Annotated in this window: 17 protein-coding genes and 3 tRNA genes; 10 read left to right on the top strand and 10 right to left on the bottom strand. The window is 40.7% G+C overall.

Going from position 1 to position 22973, the window contains the following annotated elements:
* Window positions 1–9: 9 nt before the first annotated feature.
* The 7 genes from lon to ACRWQL_RS16575 all read right to left on the bottom strand — a co-directional run bounded on the left by lon (window position 10) and on the right by ACRWQL_RS16575 (window position 6567).
* Window positions 10–2361, bottom strand: a complete 2352-nt coding sequence (gene lon / locus ACRWQL_RS16605; protein ID WP_434953410.1) for an endopeptidase La — start codon at window positions 2359–2361, stop codon at window positions 10–12.
* A gap of 133 nt (window positions 2362–2494) precedes the next feature.
* On the bottom strand, window positions 2495–3772 hold the full coding sequence (gene clpX / locus ACRWQL_RS16600; protein ID WP_226414552.1) for an ATP-dependent protease ATP-binding subunit ClpX: 1278 nt from the start codon (window positions 3770–3772) through the stop codon (window positions 2495–2497).
* A gap of 132 nt (window positions 3773–3904) precedes the next feature.
* The gene (clpP, locus tag ACRWQL_RS16595; protein ID WP_226414549.1) at window positions 3905–4516 is read right to left on the bottom strand and encodes an ATP-dependent Clp endopeptidase proteolytic subunit ClpP; all 612 of its coding nucleotides are present in this window, start codon (window positions 4514–4516) and stop codon (window positions 3905–3907) included.
* Between the two features lie 90 nt (window positions 4517–4606).
* The gene (gene tig, locus ACRWQL_RS16590; RefSeq protein WP_434926629.1) at window positions 4607–5911 is read right to left on the bottom strand and encodes a trigger factor; all 1305 of its coding nucleotides are present in this window, start codon (window positions 5909–5911) and stop codon (window positions 4607–4609) included.
* 324 nt (window positions 5912–6235) lie between these two features.
* A tRNA-His gene (locus tag ACRWQL_RS16585) sits at window positions 6236–6311 on the bottom strand.
* An 8-nt stretch (window positions 6312–6319) separates the two neighbouring features.
* Window positions 6320–6396, bottom strand: a tRNA-Arg gene (locus ACRWQL_RS16580).
* A gap of 94 nt (window positions 6397–6490) precedes the next feature.
* Window positions 6491–6567, bottom strand: a tRNA-Pro gene (locus ACRWQL_RS16575).
* A gap of 270 nt (window positions 6568–6837) precedes the next feature.
* Between ACRWQL_RS16575 and folD the strand changes: the two genes are divergently transcribed.
* Window positions 6838–7692 carry a bifunctional methylenetetrahydrofolate dehydrogenase/methenyltetrahydrofolate cyclohydrolase FolD gene (gene folD, locus ACRWQL_RS16570; RefSeq protein ID WP_434938420.1) on the top strand — a complete coding sequence of 285 codons (855 nt, stop codon included), beginning with the start codon at window positions 6838–6840 and terminating at the stop codon, window positions 7690–7692.
* Between the two features lie 85 nt (window positions 7693–7777).
* Here folD and ACRWQL_RS16565 read toward each other — a convergent pair whose 3' ends face one another.
* Both ACRWQL_RS16565 and ACRWQL_RS16560 read right to left on the bottom strand, forming a co-directional pair.
* Window positions 7778–9232, bottom strand: coding sequence for a sigma-54-dependent transcriptional regulator (locus ACRWQL_RS16565; protein WP_434951143.1), 1455 nt, complete (start codon window positions 9230–9232; stop codon window positions 7778–7780).
* 24 nt (window positions 9233–9256) lie between these two features.
* On the bottom strand, window positions 9257–12748 hold the full coding sequence (locus tag ACRWQL_RS16560; RefSeq protein ID WP_434951141.1) for a PAS domain S-box protein: 3492 nt from the start codon (window positions 12746–12748) through the stop codon (window positions 9257–9259).
* Window positions 12749–13018: 270 nt separating this feature from the next.
* On the opposite strand from ACRWQL_RS16560, the gene ACRWQL_RS16555 reads away from it, so the two are divergent.
* From ACRWQL_RS16555 to ACRWQL_RS16545, 3 genes are read left to right on the top strand one after another with little or no spacing between them, the layout of a single operon-like run.
* Complete coding sequence (locus ACRWQL_RS16555) at window positions 13019–14332, top strand: SpoIIE family protein phosphatase (protein WP_434951139.1); 1314 nt, start codon at window positions 13019–13021, stop codon at window positions 14330–14332.
* A 10-nt stretch (window positions 14333–14342) separates the two neighbouring features.
* A complete protein-coding gene (locus ACRWQL_RS16550) occupies window positions 14343–14735 on the top strand; it encodes an ATP-binding protein (protein WP_434951137.1) in 393 nt (130 codons plus the stop codon).
* Between the two features lies 1 nt (window position 14736).
* Entirely contained in the window at window positions 14737–14889 is a 153-nt protein-coding gene (locus ACRWQL_RS16545; protein WP_434951135.1) for a hypothetical protein, read from the top strand.
* Between the two features lie 25 nt (window positions 14890–14914).
* Here the strand turns inward: ACRWQL_RS16545 and ACRWQL_RS16540 are convergent, their stop codons facing one another.
* Window positions 14915–15115, bottom strand: a complete 201-nt coding sequence (locus ACRWQL_RS16540; protein WP_434951133.1) for a hypothetical protein — start codon at window positions 15113–15115, stop codon at window positions 14915–14917.
* Between the two features lie 600 nt (window positions 15116–15715).
* Here ACRWQL_RS16540 and ACRWQL_RS16535 point away from each other — a divergent pair.
* The 6 genes from ACRWQL_RS16535 (at window position 15716) to ACRWQL_RS16510 (ending at window position 22961) form a co-directional block, all read left to right on the top strand.
* Window positions 15716–16081 carry an STAS domain-containing protein gene (locus ACRWQL_RS16535; protein ID WP_434926637.1) on the top strand — a complete coding sequence of 122 codons (366 nt, stop codon included), beginning with the start codon at window positions 15716–15718 and terminating at the stop codon, window positions 16079–16081.
* Window positions 16082–16122: 41 nt separating this feature from the next.
* Entirely contained in the window at window positions 16123–17394 is a 1272-nt protein-coding gene (locus ACRWQL_RS16530) for a polysaccharide biosynthesis/export family protein (RefSeq protein WP_434951131.1), read from the top strand.
* 11 nt (window positions 17395–17405) lie between these two features.
* The gene (locus ACRWQL_RS16525) at window positions 17406–18971 is read left to right on the top strand and encodes an exopolysaccharide biosynthesis protein (protein WP_434951129.1); all 1566 of its coding nucleotides are present in this window, start codon (window positions 17406–17408) and stop codon (window positions 18969–18971) included.
* Window positions 18911–20203 (top strand): O-antigen ligase domain-containing protein, encoded by a 1293-nt coding sequence (locus ACRWQL_RS16520; protein ID WP_434951127.1) that lies wholly within the window; start codon window positions 18911–18913, stop codon window positions 20201–20203. Before ACRWQL_RS16525 ends, ACRWQL_RS16520 begins: the two co-directional genes overlap by 61 nt.
* Window positions 20204–20604: 401 nt before the next feature.
* Window positions 20605–21924 carry an oligosaccharide flippase family protein gene (locus ACRWQL_RS16515; RefSeq protein ID WP_434951126.1) on the top strand — a complete coding sequence of 440 codons (1320 nt, stop codon included), beginning with the start codon at window positions 20605–20607 and terminating at the stop codon, window positions 21922–21924.
* On the top strand, window positions 21921–22961 hold the full coding sequence (locus ACRWQL_RS16510) for a glycosyltransferase family 2 protein (RefSeq protein WP_434938437.1): 1041 nt from the start codon (window positions 21921–21923) through the stop codon (window positions 22959–22961). The genes ACRWQL_RS16515 and ACRWQL_RS16510 overlap by 4 nt, the downstream gene beginning before the upstream one ends.
* Window positions 22962–22973 lie beyond the last annotated feature (12 nt).

The following is a 22973-nucleotide window of genomic DNA, read 5'->3' as shown; positions in this document are numbered from 1 at the left end:
ACTAAAGAGCTACTTTTTAACCACTTCGAAGCCTTCCACCGGACGCTCAAGCGCTAATTTAAGCACTTCATCAACCCAACGTACTGGATGTATTTGTAAATCAGCAATCACATTTTGTGGAATTTCTTCTAAATCACGCTCATTTTCTTTAGGAATAAGCACGTGTTTAATGCCACCTCTGTGTGCTGCAAGCAATTTCTCTTTCAAGCCACCAATAGGTAACACTTCACCACGAAGCGTTATCTCACCAGTCATTGCCACATCACTGCGTACAGGGTTACCCGTTAAGCTAGAAACCAACGCGGTACACATAGCCGCACCTGCAGATGGCCCATCTTTCGGTGTAGCCCCTTCAGGTACATGCACGTGAATATCACGCTTCTCGTAAAAGTCTGCATTAATGCCTAACTGTTCAGCGCGGGCACGCACAACTGTCATTGCGGCTTTAATAGACTCTTGCATTACATCACCGAGTGAACCTGTGTAGGTAAGCTTGCCTTTACCTGCAACCGAGGTTGCCTCAATAGTTAACAGGTCACCGCCAACTTGAGTCCAAGCTAATCCGGTTACTTGACCAATCTGGTTAGCAGACTCAGCTTTACCGTAATCAAAACGCTGAACACCTAAAAATGATTTCAAGTTATCTTGATTCACTTTAACCGTTTTGACTTTCTTATCTAATAAAATTTGCTTAACGACTTTTCGGCAGATTTTAGATAATTCACGCTCTAATGAACGCACGCCTGCTTCACGGGTGTAATAACGAATAATGCCTAAAATTGCGCTGTCTTCGATATTAATTTCTTTCGCTTTAAGACCATTACGCTCAATTTGTTTAGTCAACAAATGTTGCTTGGCGATATTGAGTTTTTCATCTTCGGTATAACCCGATAAACGGATCACTTCCATACGGTCTAATAGAGGACCGGGAATATCCATTGAGTTTGAGGTTGCCACGAACATCACATCAGATAAGTCATAGTCAACTTCTAAATAATGATCGTTAAAGGTCGCGTTTTGCTCTGGGTCTAATACTTCAAGTAATGCCGACGATGGATCGCCGCGCATATCTGAACTCATTTTATCAATTTCATCCAGTAGGAATAATGGGTTTTTAACACCCACTTTAGCCATTTTTTGAATAATCTTGCCAGGCATAGAACCAATATAGGTACGGCGATGACCACGAATTTCCGCTTCATCACGCACGCCACCTAATGCAACACGTACGTATTCACGCCCTGTCGCTTTCGCAATTGATTGCCCCAGTGAGGTTTTACCTACCCCTGGTGGTCCCACTAAACATAAAATAGGGCCTTTAAGCTGTTTGACTCTGCTTTGAACCGCTAAGTACTCTAAAATGCGTTCTTTTACTTTTTCTAAACCGTGATGATCAGTATCTAACACATCTTGTGCTTTGGCTAAATCACGTTTTATTTTCGAACGTTTTTTCCATGGCACTGAGGTCATCCAATCAACGTAGCTGCGGACAACCGTCGCTTCAGCAGACATTGGAGACATCATTTTTAATTTGTTTAATTCAGCGCTCGCTTTATCTTTGGCATCTTTTGGCATGCCAGATTCTTCAATCTTTTTACCTAAGAGCTCAAATTCATCATGGCTTTCGTCAATATCACCTAGCTCTTTTTGAATGGCTTTCATTTGCTCATTCAAATAGTACTCACGCTGACTTTTTTCCATCTGTTTTTTAACACGAGTACGGATGCGTTTTTCAACTTGTAACAAGTCAATTTCAGCTTCCATCATCGCCATTAAATATTCTAAACGCTCGCCAACATTGATCATCTCGAGCACAGACTGTTTGTCTTCAAGCTTGAGTGGCATGTGCGCCGCCATAGTGTCGGCTAAACGTGCAGCCTCATCGATACCAGTTAGTGAGGTTAATACTTCAGGCGGGATCTTTTTATTCAGCTTGATATAGCCTTCAAATTGACCTATCGCGCTACGAACCAGCACTTCTTCTTCTTTCTCCGCTAACGACTCAGATTCTAAATACTCAGCAGTTGCAACAAAAAAAGTATCTTCCTGAGTATAACGGGTAATTTTAGCCCGTTGGCCACCTTCAACCAATACTTTTACGGTTCCATCAGGCAGTTTTAATAACTGTAATATTGATGCAACAGTACCTATGTCAAATATGTCATCTTTTGTTGGCTCATCGAGATCTGCATCTCGTTGGGCCACTAATAGAATTTGCTTGTCTTGTTCCATTGCCGACTCTAAGCAACGGATAGATTTTTCCCGTCCGACGAATAGCGGAATAACCATATGGGGATATACCACAACATCACGAAGTGGTAATACGGGGAGTTCGATATGCGCTTCACGCTCTTGGGTCATGGCTCGATTCCGTTTCATGAAAAGACTTATTACAGAGTATATTGGGGTGATGCACTCAGTTTCAATGGTCAATACGAAAAAAGGAGCCCAATGGACTCCTTATTTTTCAACTTATTACCTAGCTGTATATTTATTACTCGCCAGAGGCCGTTTTCGATTCACTATTTTCATAAATCAAGATAGGTGCAGACTCACCTTTAACGACTGACTCATCAACCACAGCTTTAACCACACCTTCTTGAGAAGGAATATCGTACATGGTATCAAGTAAGATACTTTCAACAATTGAACGTAAACCACGTGCGCCTGTCTTACGATTCATTGCTTTGTTAGCTATGGCTTTTAAGGCATCTTCGCGAAATTCAAGTTCTACATTTTCCATTTCAAACAATGCGGCATATTGCTTAGTTAACGCATTCTTAGGTTTGGACAGAATTTGAATTAAGGCATCTTCATCAAGTTCAGTCAAAGTAGCAACAACAGGTAAACGACCAATAAATTCAGGAATTAAACCAAATTTAACTAAATCGCCTGGCTCAACTTGACCTAAAACTTCAGAAATAGTCGCTTTATCTGCTTCGCCTTTAACTTCAGCCCCAAAACCAATGCCGGTTCCTGTGTTTATACGTTGTTCAATGACTTTTTCTAAGCCCGCAAACGCTCCGCCACAGATAAATAAGATTTTAGAGGTATCAACCTGTAAAAACTCCTGCTGAGGGTGCTTACGTCCACCTTGAGGAGGAACTGCTGCAACGGTACCTTCAATCAATTTAAGCAAAGCTTGTTGAACACCTTCACCTGACACATCTCGGGTAATCGATGGATTGTCAGACTTACGGCTGATTTTATCAATTTCATCAATATACACGATACCGCGTTGTGCTTTTTCAACATCGTAATCGCATTTTTGCAATAACTTTTGAATGATGTTTTCAACGTCTTCACCTACATAACCCGCTTCGGTTAAAGTAGTTGCATCAGCCATCGTAAATGGCACATTGAGTGAACGCGCTAAGGTTTCAGCAAGTAATGTTTTACCACTACCGGTTGGACCTATCAGTAAAATATTACTTTTACCTAACTCGAGGCCACCTTTTGGAGACGCATTTTTAAGGCGCTTGTAATGATTATATACCGCCACGGCTAATACTTTTTTAGCTTTATCCTGGCCGATAACATAATCATCCAAATGATTACGTAACTCATGGGGCGTAGGCAACTTGTCATCATCACGTTTAGGTGAAATCTCTTTGATTTCTTCACGGATAATGTCATTACATAATTCCACACACTCATCGCATACATACACCGATGGGCCAGCAATCAGTTTTCTGACTTCATGTTGGCTTTTTCCGCAAAAAGAGCAGTACAGCAATTTTGTGCTGTCACCGTTATTTTTGTTATCGCCCATTATTATACCTCTGGTTGCAGCCTAGACCTGACGTCTGAGCTCTGCTTGTCGATATACTCTCAAGCCGTATATCTGAGTTATTCTCACAATTAAAGTAAGAATAACCCAGTCACAGCAAAAAATCAGCTTGTATTAGCTTCGAGTGGTAATTACTGAGTCAACTAAGCCATATTCTGCCGCTTTAGTGGCACTCATAAAGTTGTCACGGTCTGTATCACGCTCAATAACTTCAATCGGTTGACCCGTATGTTCAGCAAGAATTTCATTTAATTTATTCTTAATGCCTAACATCTCTTTAGCATGAATAGCGATATCAGATGCCTGACCTTGGAATCCACCTAATGGTTGGTGGATCATCACGCGTGCATTCGGTAGGCAATGACGTTTACCTTTTGCGCCAGCGGCAAGCAAGAATGCACCCATGCTACAAGCTTGTCCCATACATACTGTGCTCACATTTGGCTTAATGAACTGCATGGTGTCATAAATAGCCATACCCGCAGTAACAGAGCCGCCAGGTGAGTTAATATACAAAAATATATCTTTGTCTGGGCTTTCTGACTCTAGGAACAATAATTGAGCCACAATTAGATTAGCCATGTGCTCTTCAACTTGTCCAACTAAAAAGATCACACGCTCTTTTAATAAACGAGAGAAGATGTCGTATGAACGTTCACCTTTAGCCGTTTGTTCAACAACCATAGGTACAAGAGCATTAAGTACAGATTCTGGCGCTTTAAACATTATTCATTTCCCTAAAATAAAAAATGGCTCGTATGAGAACCTCATACGAACCATTATAAATGGCTAACGCCTTATTAAGTCAAGCGAAGGTTACGCGCGACCGGTAGCCTTGTTCATAAATTCTTCAAAAGCGACGTCTTTAACGGTTACTTTTGCAGATTTTAGCAATGCTTCCACGGCCTGTTCTTCTAAAGCAACGTTACGCATGTTTTGCATAAGTTCTTTGTTGCCATTGTAGTAAGCAACAACTTCTGATGGATCTTCATAAGCTGAAGCCATAGATTCGATTAATGCATTAACACGAGTATCTTCTGCTTTAAGTTCGTTAGTTTTGATAACTTCACCTAATAAAAGACCAATCTTCACACGACGCTCAGCTTGTTCAGCGAATAGATCCGCTGGTAGCTCAGGCATGTTTTTAGCGTCGCCGCCAAAACGTTGCATAGCTTGCTGACGTAAAACATTCACTTCACCGTCAACCAATGCTGATGGAATAGTAATGTCATTAGCGGCTAGTAAACCCGTGATAACTTGCTCTTTCACGTTAGCTTTTAATGCTTGATCAAGCTCGCGAGTCATATTTTTACGGATCTCAGCTTTAAGGGCATCTAAGCCACCGTCAGCAATACCGAATAGTGAAGCAAACTCGTCGTTAACTTCTGGTAAGTTAGCCGCTTGAACTTCAGTTAAGGTGATAACGAACTTGGCCGCTTTACCTTTTAAGTTTTCTGCATGGTAATCTTCAGGGAAAGACACTTCGATTTCGAATTCATCACCTGATTTATGACCAATGATACCGGTTTCAAAACCAGGGATCATACGATTGCTACCAAGTTGAAGTTCGAAGTCATCAGCTTTGCCGCCTTCGAACTCTTCTCCATCTACGCTGCCGACAAAGTTCATTTTAACTTTGTCGCCGTCAGCCGCGTTACGCTCAACAGCTGCATAAGTAGCGTGTTGCTTACGTAACGTTTCAATCATTGCATCAACATCAGCGTCATTCACTTCAGCTTTTGGTTGCTCTACTTGAATGCTATCTAAACCAGCTAGTACAACTTCTGGGTAGATTTCAAAAGTAGCAACAAACTCAAAGTTTTCGCCTTCAACTTTACCCGGTGCAAATACTGGCGCACCTGCTGGGTTTAATTTTTCAGCAACAATCGCTTCAATGAAGTTACGTTGCATGATTTCGCCAGTCACATCTTGACGGATAGCAGCACCATAACGCTTTTCAATTACTGAAGCAGGTACTTTACCTGGGCGAAAGCCAGGAATACGTGCACGCTTAGCTTCACGTAATAAATTGTCTTTTACCACTTTCTCAATTTGTCCAGCAGGAACAGAAATGGTTAGGCGACGCTCTAGGCCTTGAGTTGTTTCAACAGAAACTTGCATTGTTTTACCTCGAAATATGTCTAACGTCCTTTGTAGTAGTCGACATTTCAACTACTCAGTATTCGTTTCTTGACCATGGTTTTGACTAGAAGACCCAGCACAGCTATTTATAAATGCTGAAAACGCTGTTGGCACTAGTAGCTCATAATTGATATTTATCAAGACGCGACATTATAGCTAGCGTTTTTTGCTTAGTCGAGCATCAATAGTGGCTTTTAAGATATAAAAAAAGCGACCTGAGGTCGCTTTTAATATAATCGAACAAATTACGTTCGATTGGTTCATCAGATTAATATTTATCTTTAAATACTAATTTGAGAATAATGGGGTGACTGATGGGGTTCGAACCCACGACAACCGGAATCACAATCCGGGACTCTACCAACTGAGCTACAATCACCACTGAAATGGTACACCCGGCAGGATTCGAACCTGCGACCACCCGCTTAGAAGGCGGGTGCTCTATCCAACTGAGCTACGGGCGCATGGTACAGCTTTCACTGTTTCCTGTCTGGCTTAACAAGTTTATCACTTGTCACGTTATCTTTTTAGTATAAACATAAAAAAATAACTTAAATTTGGTCGGTGATAGAGGATTCGAACCTCTGACCCTCTCGTCCCAAACGAGATGCGCTACCGGGCTGCGCTAATCACCGAAACGTTATTTAAGAATATATAATGCTATATAGTCTCAAGAACGGAGCGCATATTAACGAGTCACTTTGCTAGCGTCAACGATTTTTTTAATAGAATAATCTATATGGTGCTTTAAACAGCAAAATAATGATTAGCATCATAGCGCGAATAGTTTATTCACTGTATTTTCCTAGTCTAGCAAATGACACTCTTTCATACGCCTGTTAGAATAGCGTCCGATTAACCATCACCAATCTATACCTGTGTCTCTCAAAGGAAACTCTACAGCCATGTCTGCTCAAATTATTGACGGTAAAGCCATTGCACAATCTATCCGCAACACTCTTAAACAAAAAGTCACCGCTCGAAAAGACGCGGGACTTCGTGCACCCGGACTGGCGGTGATTTTAGTCGGCAGTGATGCAGCGTCACAAGTTTATGTCGGCAGCAAGCGTAAGGCCTGCGAAGAAGTCGGTTTTGAATCACAATCCTTTGATCTTGATGTATCTACTACAGAAGCAGACTTACTGGCATTAATCGATAAATGCAATGCAGATCCTGCAATTGACGGTATTTTAGTGCAATTACCTTTACCTGCGCATATTGACGACTCTAAAGTCATAGAGCACATTCGTCCGGACAAAGATGTAGATGGTTTTCACCCTTACAACGTGGGTCGTTTAGCGCAACGCATTCCTGTGCTGCGTTCTTGTACGCCGATGGGTATTATGACCCTGATAAAATCAACCGGTATTGATACCTATGGCTTAGATGCCACCGTTGTTGGCGCATCTAATATTGTCGGTAGACCGATGACATTGGAGTTATTACTGGCGGGTTGCACCACGACAACATGCCATCGTTTTACAAAAAATCTAGAACAAAAAGTGCGTCAAGCCGACCTTGTGGTTGTTGCAGTGGGTAAACCTGGCTTTATACCAGGAGAATGGATCAAGCCTGGTGCAATCGTAATTGACGTTGGTATTAACCGTTTAGACAATGGTAGCTTAGTCGGTGATGTCCAATATGATATAGCCGCACAAAATGCAGCCTTTATTACACCCGTTCCTGGCGGCGTAGGCCCGATGACCATTGCTAGTTTGCTTGAAAATACCCTATATGCTTGTGAGCAATACCACAGCTAACAGGTTAGAAAAGCTTGTATGAAAAATGCCTGCTTTGATAGCAGGCATTTTTATTGTAGAAAATAATAACCCTAGTTCAGCTTAGTTATACCTGCTCCATTTCATCCCAGGATTGTTTTTTACGATAAATAGTCGATGGACTGATATCTAACATTGCAGCCGCTTTAGGGATATTTCCTTCACATAAGTTAATTGCATTTTCTATAGTGCGCTTTTCTGTTTTCCACAATGGCTCGATAACCTGCTCTGTTGTTATATCCGTATCATGCAGAATAACAGCCGCAGTGTCATGTGCTGCAATTGAGGGTGAGCTAACTTGCTCTATTACCTTAGTGTTAGGGGCTATTGACGCTGCTACTCGATCTTTTCCATCATTGACAATACGTGCAGGTAACATGGTGATATCCACGTCAACGGCCTCATTGAGCACCACAATTTGACGGATCACATTTTGAAGCTGCCTGACATTGCCAGGCCAGTGATAGTCACTCAACACTTTTTGCACCATCTGGTCAAAGCCTTTAAACGGTTTGCCCTCTTCTTTAGCGTATTGTCCAAGCAGTTTATTGGCGATTAACATAATATCTTTACCGCGTTGATTTAACGGCGGCAACTCAATAGGAATAACATGCAAACGATAATATAAATCTTCTCTAAACAAGCCATCTTGCACCTGCTGCCAAGGATCTTTATTGGTTGCGCTAACAAACCTCACATCCACCTTTTCATCTTTAGAGCCACCCACACGGCGGAATACTCCGGTTTGAATAAAGCGCAACAGTTTACTTTGCAACTCTAAATCCATTTCACAAATTTCATCTAAAAATAATGTTCCGCCATCGGCCTGGGTTGCGGCACCATCGCGCTGACTCACTGCCCCCGTAAACGCCCCTTTGGTATGACCAAAGATTTGGCTTTCAATTAAATCCTTTGGAATTGAGGCACAGTTTAACGCAATAAATGCCTTATTTTTACGATTGCCTGCATTATGAATTGCTTGTGCGCAAACCTCTTTACCTGTGCCGCTTTCGCCGAATATAAATACAGATGCTTTACTGTTTGCCACACAATCAATGGTTTTATAAACGGTTTGCATTGCCAGCGACTCACCAATAAACCCTTGGTAGTTAGCCTTGGGTAAACTGTTCTCATATTGAGAGACTAGTTTGACAAGCTGACGTTGCTTCATTGCATTGCGAACCGTAATTGCCAACCGCTTACTGTCAAATGGCTTAACCAGAAAATCAAACGCACCAGAGCGCATAGCATCAACGGCAATATCAATCGTTCCATGGGCTGTTATCATAATGACTGTCATCTCTGGATGACTTTGCTGGACCTGTAAAAGAATATCCATACCGGACATATCAGGCAGTTTGATATCTAAAATAAGCAAATCAGGTGGTTGACGGTCAATTTCTTTTATCGCATCGGCGCCATATTGCACCAATGTGACGTCAGCACCTTCGCTGCACAAGTATTCAGTATATAACGCACCTAGCGACATACTATCTTCAACCAAAATGACTCGAAATCCCATAATATTCCTCTGAAGTATTAGAGTTTATTCTTCTGTATTCAATAAATAAGTTTGTTTAATCGCAGCAATACTCTGCTCTGCAATGTTAATGGTTTGTTCAATTAGTGGAATAATTGGCTGCTGTTTAAGCCTTGCAGCCGCTTCTAATACTTTGGCCACTTCATATAATCTTGTGACACCAAAACTACCCGAGCTACTCTTTAAAGTATGAGCTTCGTCTTCTATTTTACTAAAATCATCATCTGCGTTTATGTTATTTAATATGTCGATACGCATTTGGGTTTCTTGACACAAAACGTCTAACATTTTTTTCAAACTGGGTTCACCAATCACCTCAATTAAACTGTTTATCACATTGCTATCGATTATCGGCGTTTGAGAGTGATCCAAAAGCGCTACCTTTATTGGCTTCTGCAATGGGATTTGAAGGTCAATATTCAGATGACTTTTCACTTCCATGCTAGGCGCGAGTTGTAAATCTAAGGTTTGGGTTGTTTTTGGTGATGGGTTAACAGTCTTGTGGCGTAGCTTTGCGGTATTTAACCACTGCGCCACCGTTTGAATTAGCACTTTGCTGTTAACTGGTTTACCAATGAAATCAAGCATTCCCGCTTGAGTACAAGCTGCTAATTCTTCTTTAAACACATTTGCTGTCATCGCTAAAATAATTTGTTGTGGTTTATGCTGCAAAATTTTACTGGTGGCTTCTAAACCATCCATTTCAGGCATACGAATATCCATCAAAATAATGTCATAATCATCCGCTAGTGCCATTTTAACTGCTTCTATACCATTATTAGCATAGGCTAGTTCTGCACCTTGCTTAGTTAACATGGTGCCCGCAACCATCTGATTTGCAGGACTATCTTCGGCTAATAAAATTTTACTATTGGTAGGGAAGACAGTTATTTCCTGTGATTCAATTTCAATATGACTCTCTTGAGTTGCACCACTGATCAAATTCAATAACATGGCTCGACTAAGGGGTTTATTGACAACTTGCTCAATGCCAATGTCATTTAACACTTGTGATATTTGAGCATTTACACCTGTGCTGAGCGCCGCTAAAATCCCCTTGGGTAATAAAAAGTCCTGGTTCAATACTTTCAGCAACTTAGCATCGACCGTCATCATGCAAGAATCATCTATTAAAATCAGATCGAATCGTCCACGGATCTCAGAGTGTTTAAAAACTTTAGCAACATCATTAATATAGATAGTTTCAACGCCATATTGAACGTATTGCTTTTTAACTAATTTACACAGCTGTTCATTGGGATGAATAATTAATACCCTAGCATGCTCTGGTAAACGAACATAATGACTCGATGTTTCAGAGCTTTCATCAAGGGTCACCATCACATTGAATCGACTGCCTGTTCCCAATTCGCTTTCAACCGATATAGTACCGTCCATCATACGCACTAACTCGGCACTAATGGCCAAGCCTAACCCAGTACCTTTATAATTAGTTGTATGGGTGTCGTGTACCTGAGAAAATTCAGCAAATAATTTATCCTGAGCTTCTTTACTGATGCCAATACCTTGATCCGTTATCGCACAACATAATTCAACTCGTTCTTTATGGCTATCGGGGATCCACATTTCTACTGTAATACAGCCAGAATTAGAAAACTTAATCGCATTATCAACTAAATTATGGATAACTTGTCGAAGTAGCTGCGGATCACCAACCAACAGCTGTGGTACATTTCGGTTAATAAAGCTGGCTAGATGCACCCCTTTATCAAGTGCTTTACTCTCTAAAATCTGTAATACCTGAGCCACCAACTTATCTGGTTCAAATTCATGGCACTCCAACACCATTTGGCCCGCTTCAATTTTAGAGAAATCCAAAATATCATTAATGGTATTAAGTAAAGCATCACCCGCTTCTTTGGCCATAGTGGCATATACACGCTGTTCTTTTAACAGAGTTGAATGAAGCAATAGCTCAACACTGCCAAGCACCGCGTTCAGTGGCGAGCGGATCTCATGACTCATAGTCGCCAAAAAGCGCGATTTTGCTTTACTGCCCGCTTCGGCTTGTTCTTTAGCAAGACGTAATTCTTCTTCTTTGGATTTTTGCTCAGAAATGTCACGTAAAAATGCTGTAAACAAAGTATCGTCACCTAATTGAATAGGGATCACCCTAAGCTCAATAGGAAACTCTTCGCCTGCTTTGTTATGAGCAGGTACCTCAACACGCTTATGCAAAACAGCGCCCTGCCCAGTTTGGCGAAAATGCTCCATGCCTTTTTTATGCGCTTGTTGGAAAGCCTTAGGGATAATAAGTTCTTCTAAATGCTTACCGATAACTTCATCACGGCTAAAGCCAAATAATTTAACCGCTGCGGTATTAAACTCCACAATGCTACCAGTAATATCTATGGTGATTAATGCATCTTGACTAGCTTCTAAGGTCGCTAATAATATCGACTGAGTTCGGGCAGCAGCTTCTTGATTGAGCTTAATTTCGGTAAGGTTTTTAAGGAAACCTAAAAATAAAACTTGTTCATCAATAATCATTTTTGAAATAGATAGCTCAACTGGAAACTGTCGGCCATCTTTATGCTCAACCTTTAACTCCTGTCCTACGCCGATAATTTTAGCTCCGCCCCCTTCTAAATAACGTTTCATATACCCATCATGCATATGACGCTCATTCATAGGCATCAATTTAACCACATTTTGACCCACTAACTCTTCTTTAGTGTAACCAAAAAGATTTGTAACAGACTGGTTTGCCTCACTAATAACACCATCAAGATTAATGACAATAAATCCATCAGCGGCAGACTCTAGAATGGTATTCAGGCGAATATTCGCCCCTGTTAATGCATGTGTTCTGGCATCGACATTACGTACCATCTGATTAAAGGCTATGGTTGTTTGTGCAACTTCGTCTTGACCAGACACTGGAATTTGAACGCCTGTTTGGCCGTCTAATATTAACTTAGATGCATTTTGCAATAGAGATAAATTGCGGGTTAAATAGGTGCCTAACAACCAGGAAAATAAAGCCACCAGCAGCATTTCAAGTGCAGCAATAGAAAAGAAGCGCGTAGAGGCTTGAACCAGTAATGCATCAAAACCAGAACGGTCAAAGCCAATTTTAACTGAACCAACATCATTCTTTTGATTAATTATTGGCATTTCAATATTAAAAATATGATCATTTTTATTTGACGGTGCAAGATCATTACCTCCCCAAACAGCAGTGTTATCTTCTTTATGCATAGCAACGATTAAGTCATCACCTTTATAAATATAGACATAGGCAATCTCTTGTTGCTGGCTCAGTTCTGTTACAAGAAGGGTTAACTTAGGTTTATTAACGTCAACTAACGCATCTTTAGCGGCTACAGAAAATAAACTCACCGTCAATTGAGCACGTTTCTCAATTTCAATCTGATTTGATTCTTTAAGGTAACTGACACTGGTATAAACCAATAAAAGAAGCAACACACCCTCGATAATTGCAATGCCTAAAATTGTTTTTAATCTAAAAGACAAATTATTGCTCCCTTTATTAGCTGGCCGCTAAAACGTTTGATTTTACACCACATAATCACTATGGATGACGCTGTTGCATTTTGCAATGAGCACGATGCAATTTGATAATTTATTGATGAAAACTTAAAACCAATAAACATAAAACATTGTTTAATATGATTATTAAATTATGGAACGGCTATTGCTATACCAATTAGGTATAAACACGGAGTGGTTTATTTGCTGTTGCATAATCAATGATGCAGGCATAACTGAAAACTGGAGTCACAGATGAATTTAACTGAAGCCCCCCATAACATTAGTATTTTGCTTGTTGAAGATACACTAAGTGAACGCTTATTTATCGCCAGCATTTTGCAAAAGATACAACTTGATGGTTGTACTATGGCATTGCATCAGGCTGTAGATGGAGAAGAAGCGCTTGCGGTTTGTCAAACTCAAGCAATTGACTTAGTGGTAAGTGATTGGCGTATGCCAAATCTTAGCGGCATAGCACTTTGTAAACGTTTGAAAGCCGAAATCTACACGCCTTATATACTGCTGCTGACAGGTAATAATGAAACGGAAGATCTCGTATATGCATTGCAATCAGGTGCTGATGACTACTTAGCAAAGCCATTTGATCCCAGAGTATTAACCATTCGTGTCATAGCTGCATTACGACTAATAAAAACTCAAAAAATAATGCAAGCCCAGCACAAAGCGCTCAATGACTCGCACAAGCAAACTATAAAGTTATTAGCTGAAAAAAAAGCCGAACTAAAGCAGGCCGCACAACTTCAACACTCTTTGTTACCCGCCAAACGTTTCACCCAACAGCAATGGCAGGTAAATCATTACTTTCAGGCTGCCACCGAGTTAGCGGGCGATGTGTTTCAATGTTTCAAAATTAATGAGCAGTGGATGGGTTTTTTTCTGATTGATGTATCAGGTCACGGTGCTGGCGCTGCAATGCAAAGTTTTACCTTGGCCCAGGCGCTCAACCCCAATAGAGCCAATTGGCATACTAGCCCAGATCTATTGATGGAATATATTAACCAAGTCTTTTTTGACCCAAGTGATCAAGGGCAGTTTGCCACCATGATCATTGGCAAAATGAATTGCACTACAGGTGAATATGAACTGTGTAATGCAGGGCACCCTCAGCCTTTATTAATCAGTGAAAATAGTTGTGACTCAATTAATATGCAATCCAGCCTCCCCATTGGGATAGATGGGAATACCCAATACGTTAATTGGCAAGGTAGGTTAAACGCTAATCAACAGCTAATGATTTTTTCCGACGGGATTTATGAAATGAATAACCCGACTCATGGAATGTTTGGGCTACAAAGGCTAAAAACGCTTTGCACCCTGAAACAAACCATCAGTGGTGATGCCATGATGCACCACATACGTCATGCCTTATCTGATTGGCAGCAAGGTGATGGCCAAGATGACATGTCGATTATGCTGTTTTCAAATAACACACACAGTCCAACCATTACTCAACCACAGAGTACAAGTCAATTACAGAATACCGCTAAAGACCCGAGTAATAACTTATTAACTCAAATAACCCCCTCGCCATTATCCGTGGCATAAGGAGCGCAACATGAATAGTTTACAATTAAACTTAAATGAACAAGTTATTGAGCAACAACAGTTTTGTGTTGAGCTAGATCAATTTATGCTGAATAACGCGATAAATGACCGCCAAAGATTTAAGGTGATCACCTGCACATTAGAGGGAGTTAACAATATCTTGCAACATACCGAATGTGATGCTGCAAATATTATCTTATTGATGCATTGTAATGTCGACCGAATTATTGTCGATTTATTAGATACCGCACCCTATCACTCGCTGCCAACGCCAACAGATTGTCCTGATAATAATACCGAAAACGGTAGAGGATTATGGATCATGTATAACTGGATGGATCAGGTTTTAAACCAACCTACTGTGTTAGGCAGCCATTTAAGAATGAGCCTATTAAGGCATTAAAATGGAAGATACCATAACAGCAAAATCAACAGTCACAATTATCAGCTTGGCTGCACCTAAATCGCAGCCAAGTTGCCTCAACCACAGCACTGAGACTTTATTAAACGGCAATAAAAAAACTACTTCAATAAACGCCATTAAATATTATGCTTAATAAGCGTTTCTATACCAAATTAAGGTTATTTCGTGCCTTTTCGCCACACATCTTCGCGCCCCTCTTTAATAAGACGCTCGTTATTTTCCCTCATAGGGTCAATACTGTCGACTGGGACCTGCGGCACGATACTGTTATCCTGACCATCATTATTGTCGTGAAGTGAAGTTGCACAAGCACTAAGCCCAAATAGCACTAATATTCCGCAAACTGATTTCAGCAACATGCCTTTACCTTTACTAATTTGATTAAGCTAGCCATTTTATGAATTGAAACCTATCGAGTCTAATTATTTACATTTAATAAAGCTAGATTGAATAGCTTTGTTAGTTAAATAAATGGCGAATAACCCCCTCACCTATATATTGCTGACCGCCCTCAGCTCTTTAGCAACATCCATTAAAACTAGTCAAACTGGATTTAGGTGCAACAAGCTGATTAACTTAGCCACTCGGGTAAAAGCTTGTCTAAGAGATGGTTAAGTCAGACTAATTCAAGGTCTTTGTTGGTTATAAAGACTCAAAAGCCAAGTACTCACTAGCGTTTAACTATGTTGTGATTTTTATTTATTAATGCTCATTTCAAGATTTTAAGTCCCTAAAAAGAGGTATATGCAATCTGTTGCATATTGCTAATTTTCATATTCAATTTGCAAAAGCCAGATCTGAAAACACTAATTATCCAATAAAAACAGACTATTAAATATTGGCACGCTTACTGCAAAACCTTAAGCACTCAAGATAGATCGTTTTAGGTTCCCCTTAAACTAAACGTAAAACGACAACATTATCTTACTTGGTAATTTAACAAAAAATGAGGTGACATTATGAACTTCGAATTAAAAGCAGAAAAACATGCCAGTGTGGTTCGTCTACCAGCAAAAATGGTTATGGCACAAACACCCACATACCGCGCCGCGATTTTAGATTACATCAATCAAGGCCATACCCGTTTAGTCATCGACATGAGCAACTTAGAGTATATCGATTCAAGTGGCTTATCAGTATTAATTTCAGCTCGTAAACAGGCGATGAGTTATCAAGGCAATATTGTCCTACTTAACCCAAAATCGAGCGTTAGGGCATTAATCGAACTGACTCGTTTGCATCACATTATGGACATTTATGAATCAGAGGAACAAGCGTTAGACAACTTACGTTTTAGCTCAATCATCGAAGATATTGCCAGTTAACTCGCATTTATCTTAATTGATTCATTCTAAGGAGCTACATTATGACAAACACAAAACTTGCAGCACTTATCGGTATTTTCAGCACCAGCTTAACCGGCTGTGTGACCCCGAATGCACCTGCTAGCAAAGATATTTGTCAAATTGACACTCTGACAGAATGCCATTATTTTGGTCAAACTATGCCCTATGACCGCCAAATTAGTGCCCAGAAACCTAGTCATCCTGCATTTACACTTGCAGAACATCTGACCATGAACGATGCCAACAACGCTGTTATAACTAAAGACAGTTTTAAGATCGGTCATTTAGATCCGAGTTTACAAGCAACTCAATGGAAAAATGCCCAACTTAAGCTGTCTGTTGGCGATAAATTAGATATCAGTATCTTAAACGGTGATGATTTTAGCAAAGCCGTTGAGATTGATGCTGACGGCAATATCTATTTGCCTTACATGCGGGCTGTTGTGGCTAAAAACCTCACTTTAGCGCAACTCAACAGCGCAATTAAAAACCAGCTTATTATTGAAAATTTAATGCGGCCACATGCTATCCGCATTAGCATTGTTCCAATCAGCTGGGCGCCAATTAACATTATGACTTCAGGTGCCGTATTTGAACCTGGTCAACACATGATCAACAAGAAACTTCCCATTGAAGAGAAAGATGATGGTAGCAACTATGCCGGCGATCAGGCAACCGAGCGCAGCATTGAAGCCGCTCTGCGATCCTCTGGTGGCATTCGCCCTGATGCCGACTTAACAGCAGTCAATGTTATTCGTGATAATCAAATTTATAGTCTTGATCTCAGCGGTATATTAACGGGTGAGGCTATCAAAGAGTTCACATTAATGAGTGGCGATAAAGTCCATGTGCCAAGCAGTAATCAGTTTGATGATGAGCTAGCCAGACCATCGCCGATCACAGCGCCCGGTATTCGAGTGTATATTTCAAACCTAACTCAACCAGCAAGCTCAAACAGTCAATCTGCAGTAGACCGTGAGGCAACACGTTTTCCTTATGGAACACGTTTATTGAATGGCGCCATTGCCGCGAACTGTGTAGGTGGCGCACAAACAACTAACGCTGGACGTTACATTTTGCTTATCACTAAAAATCCATTATCTAATCAAGTGGATGTGGTAGAACGCTCTATTGATGGCCTGATTCAACAACCCTGGTCAAATAAGATGAACCCTGTGTTGCTTCCTGGTGACGGACTTGCCTGTTATGACTCTCGCATGACTAACTTCCGTGAAATGGCCCGCAGCGTAACCGAAGTGCTTATTCCTTCAAGCCTGATTGGCTGGTTATAAAGGAGTTTCCCATGGATAACGTCATTGAGAAAAACATAATTGAATATGAAAAGATCAGTGTGCCTTTTACTGAGCCCGTAAAGAACAACTCAAAAAAATCTTCCAATGAAGCTGATTATCAAATAAATGATTCAAAAGATAATAGCTTAAGTGAATTAGCTTATTTGTTTTGGATTAAGCGCGCGGCATTAGAAGGCAGTAAACTCACCCCTAAAGCCCGTAAAAAATTGTATCTTAAAACCGCATTAGTCAGTTTACTGATTATCTGGGCTGCTACTTTCTTACTGATGGCGATTAAACCAACTTCTTATGTGTCTAAATGGACTCTGATTTTACCGGGGAATGGTGCAGGCTCATTGGTGAGTTTGGACAGTATTGGTCAGGCCACCAGCTCATCAAGCTCACCATATTTAAGCTCGGCAATTGACCCACGTGAAAACTATAAAGCAATATCTGACACTGACTTATTACTGACCTCTGCGGCGACCAGCTTAAAAATACCCGTTGGCCAGCTTGGCAAACCAAAACTTAAATTACCCAGTCAAACTGGCTTAATGGAATTTAGTATCAAAGGCGGCTCAGCAAAAGAAGCGCAAGATAAAGCTTGGGCGCTTTACCGTTCATTGCAAAATTTGCTAAACGATTTACGTGCCGATGAAGTTAATTTAAGGGAAAGTGGCATCATTCAGGGTTTAGCGGGATACAACCAAAAGGTGAAGCTATCCCAAGACGCTATTTTAGCGTTTCAATCTGAACGTGGCTTAGTCTCACTTGACCAATTTAAAGAATTAGCGCTCACCATCGAACGTCTACGTCATAACCGCGTTAATATGATTTCAAAATTGAAAGGTATTGAAGCAGAAGAAAAATCATTAATGTTGCACTTAGGCACCACTGCCAATGAAGCCGCCGATTTATTAAAATTGCACAATGATAAATATTTTCAGCAATTACTGACATCTCACAATGAAATATTGGGTAAATTACACGAGCTTTCTGCACATTTTGGCAGTAATCATCCACAAATAACCAGCCTAAATGCCGAAGAAACAAAGTTACAAAATGCCCTTTCAGAAAGAATTAGCACTTTAATTGCACATCAAAAAGGTAAAGCCGATCGCACATTGATTAACAAGCTATTATTAGATGATATTGATGGCCGTGCCGATTTAATGGAGCAGCTCATTCAGTTAAAAGCGACTAACACTGGCCTTAATGAAGAGCTAAATACACTTGATAGCCAAATTTTGCAGTGGGAAACTCGCTTAGAGCTTTCTAATGATGATGCGGCTAAATTAGAAGATTTGCACCGCGCTCATCAATTAGCGACGGCGGTAATGACCTCAGCAGTGGCCAAAATGGATGTAGGCAAGGCCGATATTTTTACTGCATATCCATTATTGCAATTATTGTCACCACCTTCTCTGCCATCAAAAGCTGATAATTTGGCGACAATGTTATTACTAGTAGCGGCTTTGGGCGCGTCATTTATGGCACTAATAGGACTGAGTATTTTATGGATCCGCAAACCGTTACTCCGCAAAATGCTGACGAAAGACTCGTCTATAAAGCAATAGTGTATAGCTATCTTTTTTGGCTAGTGGGGGCGTTATATATTGTCGCCCCTGTGATTGCCTGGATATTGTTTTGTCGCTTATTGGTTAAAAAAATATCTTACCAACCAGCACATACTATTAGTCTGGCCCACTATGTATGGCTATTGGGTATGTGGGTGATGTTAATGGCATTGATTGTGGGCCATTTAGAGCAAGGTTTAGGCCTAGCCAAATTAATTAAATCGACTATTGGTTGGGCAAAAGGCTGGGCACTTTTGGCCATATTCCCTGTGGTGGCTTGCCTTAATATCAGACCGCAAATTATTTACCGGGCTTGCTGCCAAGTGTGTAAACACACGGTTTTATTATTGCCTATATTCTTACTGGCTTGGATTATCCGTTTACCCAGCACCCTTTATGTTTCACCTTTAAGTATTATTGGTGGACCTGGTCCTGAGTTTTTCTCGTTAAGCTTATATGAAATAGACCCTGGTAGCGGTATTCCTCGCTGGCGACTATTCACGCCTTGGGCTCCAGCCTTAGGCATGCTTGGCAACTTATATTTCATTTTTGCTTTACAAGAATCATCAACTCAATGGAAACGCTGGGGAGTGATAGGCAGTCTGTTAATGGTGTTAATGTCGCAGTCACGCTTAGCATTAATTTGTTATCTCGCCTTATTTGGCTATTTCTCTATGCTTAAATTTGTCCGCTCTCCAATACTTTATTTCATTCTGTGTCCTGTCATTCTGGCTACAGGGTTTGTCGGAGAATCGATTCTTAACAAAATATCCATGAGTATTGCCGCGGTAAAATCAGCACGGGCGGATTCCACCAGAGTAAGACAGGCCTTAGCTGACATTGCCGTTGAGCGTTGGTGGAATGAGGCGGTATTATTTGGGCATGGCATTGTTGAGCGAGGCCCGCACATGGTGGAATATATGCCAATAGGGTCACATCATACCTGGTATGGGCTTTTGTTCGTAAAAGGCTTAGTGGGTGCAGTTGCACTGGCTGTGCCTATGTTAGTGAGCTTTGTTGTGCTGATGGTTAATATATTTGCCCGCCCTTTAGCTAAAGTTGGTATGGCGATATTAATGCTACTAATGCTTTACACCTTAGGTGAAAACCTCGAAATCTTAGCTTATCTGTTTTGGCCTGGCTTAATTATTTTAGGTAAAGCCTTAATTGCAGACAATGACAACATGCCCACAGAAGAAGCTAATGAACAAATATCAACCAGACAAGACTAAACACAATGCGCTACATCATCAGCGTCAAAGATTTTATAACTGAAATGCAATGGTGAGGGCCGTAAATTGAGTAATTGCTTTTTGATAACAAGATGATTATGCCCTAACAATTCAAATTTCAATGATTAAAATATGAGTCGCGAGAATCTAAGCCGCTAAGACCCTGTTAGACATTATCAGTATCGAAATATCTCACCATTCGATCCCTTTCACAACTTCAGCGCTCACCTTGGCTGTCACAAACTTAATCCCCCCACATGCATTTTGCCTTTGCATTCTGCAAAACCATTTATCTAAACTAAAAAATAAAATAAAAAACATTTAAAAAACAGTAGCTTAAAATATGGCACGATTTGTGTAACCCCTAGCATATAAAGCGATAAATTAACGCTAGGATGAATATGAAACACCAGCATAAAACATTATTTGATCAACCCCTCATGCTAATTCGCTCAGGATTTACAGGGCTAGGCAAAAGCATGATGTGGTTAGGTTCGGCCCAGTTTAGTGGACGTATTATTCGTCTACTTTCAAGTATCGTACTGGCCAGATTACTGATGCCTGAAATGTTTGGCCAAGCGGCAATTGTACTCACCCTGTTCGAATTAATTTGTACCGCCACACGCAGAATTACCTCCGCGGCATTAATCCGTATGGACAACGAGCAATTTATTGGCCATTTAAGCAGTGCTAATTGGGTTAACTGGGGAGTATGCTTATTAGCATTTTTGCTAATGCTATTAACTAGTTACCCAATTGCCAATTATTACCATGACGCATCGTTAATTTTGCCTATTGCGGTAATGGCAACGAGCTTTTTATTACTGCCAATAGGTATGCAATATGCCACCTTAAACTTACGCAACAACAAAATGCGTATTGTCGGCCGAGCGAATCTTTGGCAAACCCTTATTGATGCGGCGCTTACTGCAATACTAGCCTTAGCTGGGTTTGAAATTTGGGCAATTATTTTACCCAAAGTATTGGTGATTATTGTGTGGATTGCGATTCATCGTTACCATAATCCTTTACCTAAAGTGCAATCTGTAATGGGTATTCAATATGCTCAAGTCATCACACTTTTACACTTTGGCATACCCGTTAGCTTAAGCGATTTAACCAACACCCTAAGACAAAATATTGATTATTTATTAATTGGCTACTTCATGGGTGTGGAAGCTTTAGGGGTGTACTTTTTTGCTTACAACATTAGCCTGGGGATAAGCCTTGGGTTAATTCAAAGCTTTGGCACCGCATTTTATAGCCACCTTTGCCAACATAATGCGGTTGAGGATGATTTATCGGCAAAATACCTCAGCAGTATCGCCGCCATTATGGCAATAACCGTACCTGTTATTTTACTGCAAAGCGCACTTTCTGATTGGTATGTTCCATTGGTTTACGGTGATAAATGGCTATCAACCGATGCCATAAATGTCTTCCTGTTTCTTTGTCTAAGTGGCTTAGTAAGACCGCTAGGCGAAGCCGCAAGCCAATTGTTACTTGCAAATGGTTTAAGTCAAACCAACCTCAAAATTAATGTATCACTCACCATTTGTCTGGCAATCGTCATCGGCATTGCTTGCCAATTCAGTCTGATCACAGTGGCACAAACCGTAATGGTGAGTTACCTCGTCACCTTGCCAGTCATTTGTATCTATAGCTACCAAAAAGTATTTAAAAATAATCAACAACTTACCTCTGTAGGAGAATCACTATGACCCCTAAAATTACTGTTGTTATGCCCGTATACAACGTGCAAAAGTTTGTAAAACAAGCGATTGAATCCGTCTTAGCACAAACCTTTACTGATTTTGAGCTGATCATTGTCAATGATTGTGCAACAGATAACAGCTTGAAAATCTGCCAACAATTCCATGATCGCCGAGTTAAGATAATTAACCATCTGGAAAACAAAGGGCTGGCTGCAGCACGTAACACGGGGATCAGGCATGCGCTTGGCAAGTATGTGGCATTTTTAGATTCTGACGATATGTGGCATGCAGAAAAACTGCAACGTCATTGCGATCATCTTGATGCCAACCCCAAAGTCGGGATCAGCTTTTCGCGCTCGAGTTTTATGAGCTATGACGGCAAGTTATTGGACTTTTATCAGATGCCACAACTCAACAATATTGATGCGGCGCATTTATTATGTCGCAACCCGGTAGGTAATGGTTCGGCGCCGGTGATCCGCCGTGCAACACTCAATGATATTCGCTTTCAAGCGGTGAACCATTATGAGCTTTACTCGTGCTATTTTGACGAAAAGTTCCGTCAATCTGAAGATATTGAGTGTTGGCTGCGCATTGTGGCAACAACAAAGTGGAAAATGGAAGGCTTACCACAACCATTAACTTACTATCGCTTAAATCATGGCGGATTGTCTGCTAACTTATTGAAGCAGCTGGCCTCATGGGAACAAATGATCAGTAAGGCACGTTACTTTGCTCCTAAGCTGTTAAAACGTCATGAAAATGATGCTAGGGCTTATCAACTACGATATTTAGCACGCCAGGCTATTAGAATGAAAGATGGCAAAATGGCCGCTAAATTAGCAACACAAGCCTTAACAACCTCGCCTAAAATCTTAAAAGATGAAATGGGCAGAACCATTAGCACTGTCAGTGCGGCATATATGCAATGGTTGTTACCCGCTTTTGCCTATCATTGGCTAGAAAGTTTAGGGCAAAAAGCCATCGGCAGTATCCAAAAGTATAAAATTAGCCGTGATGGTGTGTCATCTATCTTTTTATAAAAGCACTCATGT

Source organism: Shewanella sp. HL-SH4, from assembly GCF_051164845.1.
GTDB classification, from domain to species: Bacteria; Pseudomonadota; Gammaproteobacteria; order Enterobacterales; family Shewanellaceae; genus Shewanella; species Shewanella glacialimarina.
Note: the sequence above shows the minus strand (reverse complement) of the source record. Positions and strands in the feature narration are given on the sequence as shown.

Bases quoted from the DNA above. Each gene is read 5' to 3' on its own strand.
- lon (WP_434953410.1), bottom strand. From the start codon at position 2,361: ATGACCCAAGAGCGTGAAGCGCATATCGAACTCCCCGTATTACCACTT.
- clpX (WP_226414552.1), bottom strand. From the start codon at position 3,772: ATGGGCGATAACAAAAATAACGGTGACAGCACAAAATTGCTGTACTGC.
- clpP (WP_226414549.1), bottom strand. From the start codon at position 4,516: ATGTTTAAAGCGCCAGAATCTGTACTTAATGCTCTTGTACCTATGGTT.
- tig (WP_434926629.1), bottom strand. From the start codon at position 5,911: ATGCAAGTTTCTGTTGAAACAACTCAAGGCCTAGAGCGTCGCCTAACC.
- folD (WP_434938420.1), top strand. From the start codon at position 6,838: ATGTCTGCTCAAATTATTGACGGTAAAGCCATTGCACAATCTATCCGC.
- ACRWQL_RS16565 (WP_434951143.1), bottom strand. From the start codon at position 9,232: ATGGGATTTCGAGTCATTTTGGTTGAAGATAGTATGTCGCTAGGTGCG.
- ACRWQL_RS16555 (WP_434951139.1), top strand. From the start codon at position 13,019: ATGAATTTAACTGAAGCCCCCCATAACATTAGTATTTTGCTTGTTGAA.
- ACRWQL_RS16550 (WP_434951137.1), top strand. From the start codon at position 14,343: ATGAATAGTTTACAATTAAACTTAAATGAACAAGTTATTGAGCAACAA.
- ACRWQL_RS16545 (WP_434951135.1), top strand. From the start codon at position 14,737: ATGGAAGATACCATAACAGCAAAATCAACAGTCACAATTATCAGCTTG.
- ACRWQL_RS16540 (WP_434951133.1), bottom strand. From the start codon at position 15,115: ATGTTGCTGAAATCAGTTTGCGGAATATTAGTGCTATTTGGGCTTAGT.
- ACRWQL_RS16535 (WP_434926637.1), top strand. From the start codon at position 15,716: ATGAACTTCGAATTAAAAGCAGAAAAACATGCCAGTGTGGTTCGTCTA.
- ACRWQL_RS16530 (WP_434951131.1), top strand. From the start codon at position 16,123: ATGACAAACACAAAACTTGCAGCACTTATCGGTATTTTCAGCACCAGC.
- ACRWQL_RS16525 (WP_434951129.1), top strand. From the start codon at position 17,406: ATGGATAACGTCATTGAGAAAAACATAATTGAATATGAAAAGATCAGT.
- ACRWQL_RS16520 (WP_434951127.1), top strand. From the start codon at position 18,911: ATGGATCCGCAAACCGTTACTCCGCAAAATGCTGACGAAAGACTCGTC.
- ACRWQL_RS16515 (WP_434951126.1), top strand. From the start codon at position 20,605: ATGAAACACCAGCATAAAACATTATTTGATCAACCCCTCATGCTAATT.
- ACRWQL_RS16510 (WP_434938437.1), top strand. From the start codon at position 21,921: ATGACCCCTAAAATTACTGTTGTTATGCCCGTATACAACGTGCAAAAG.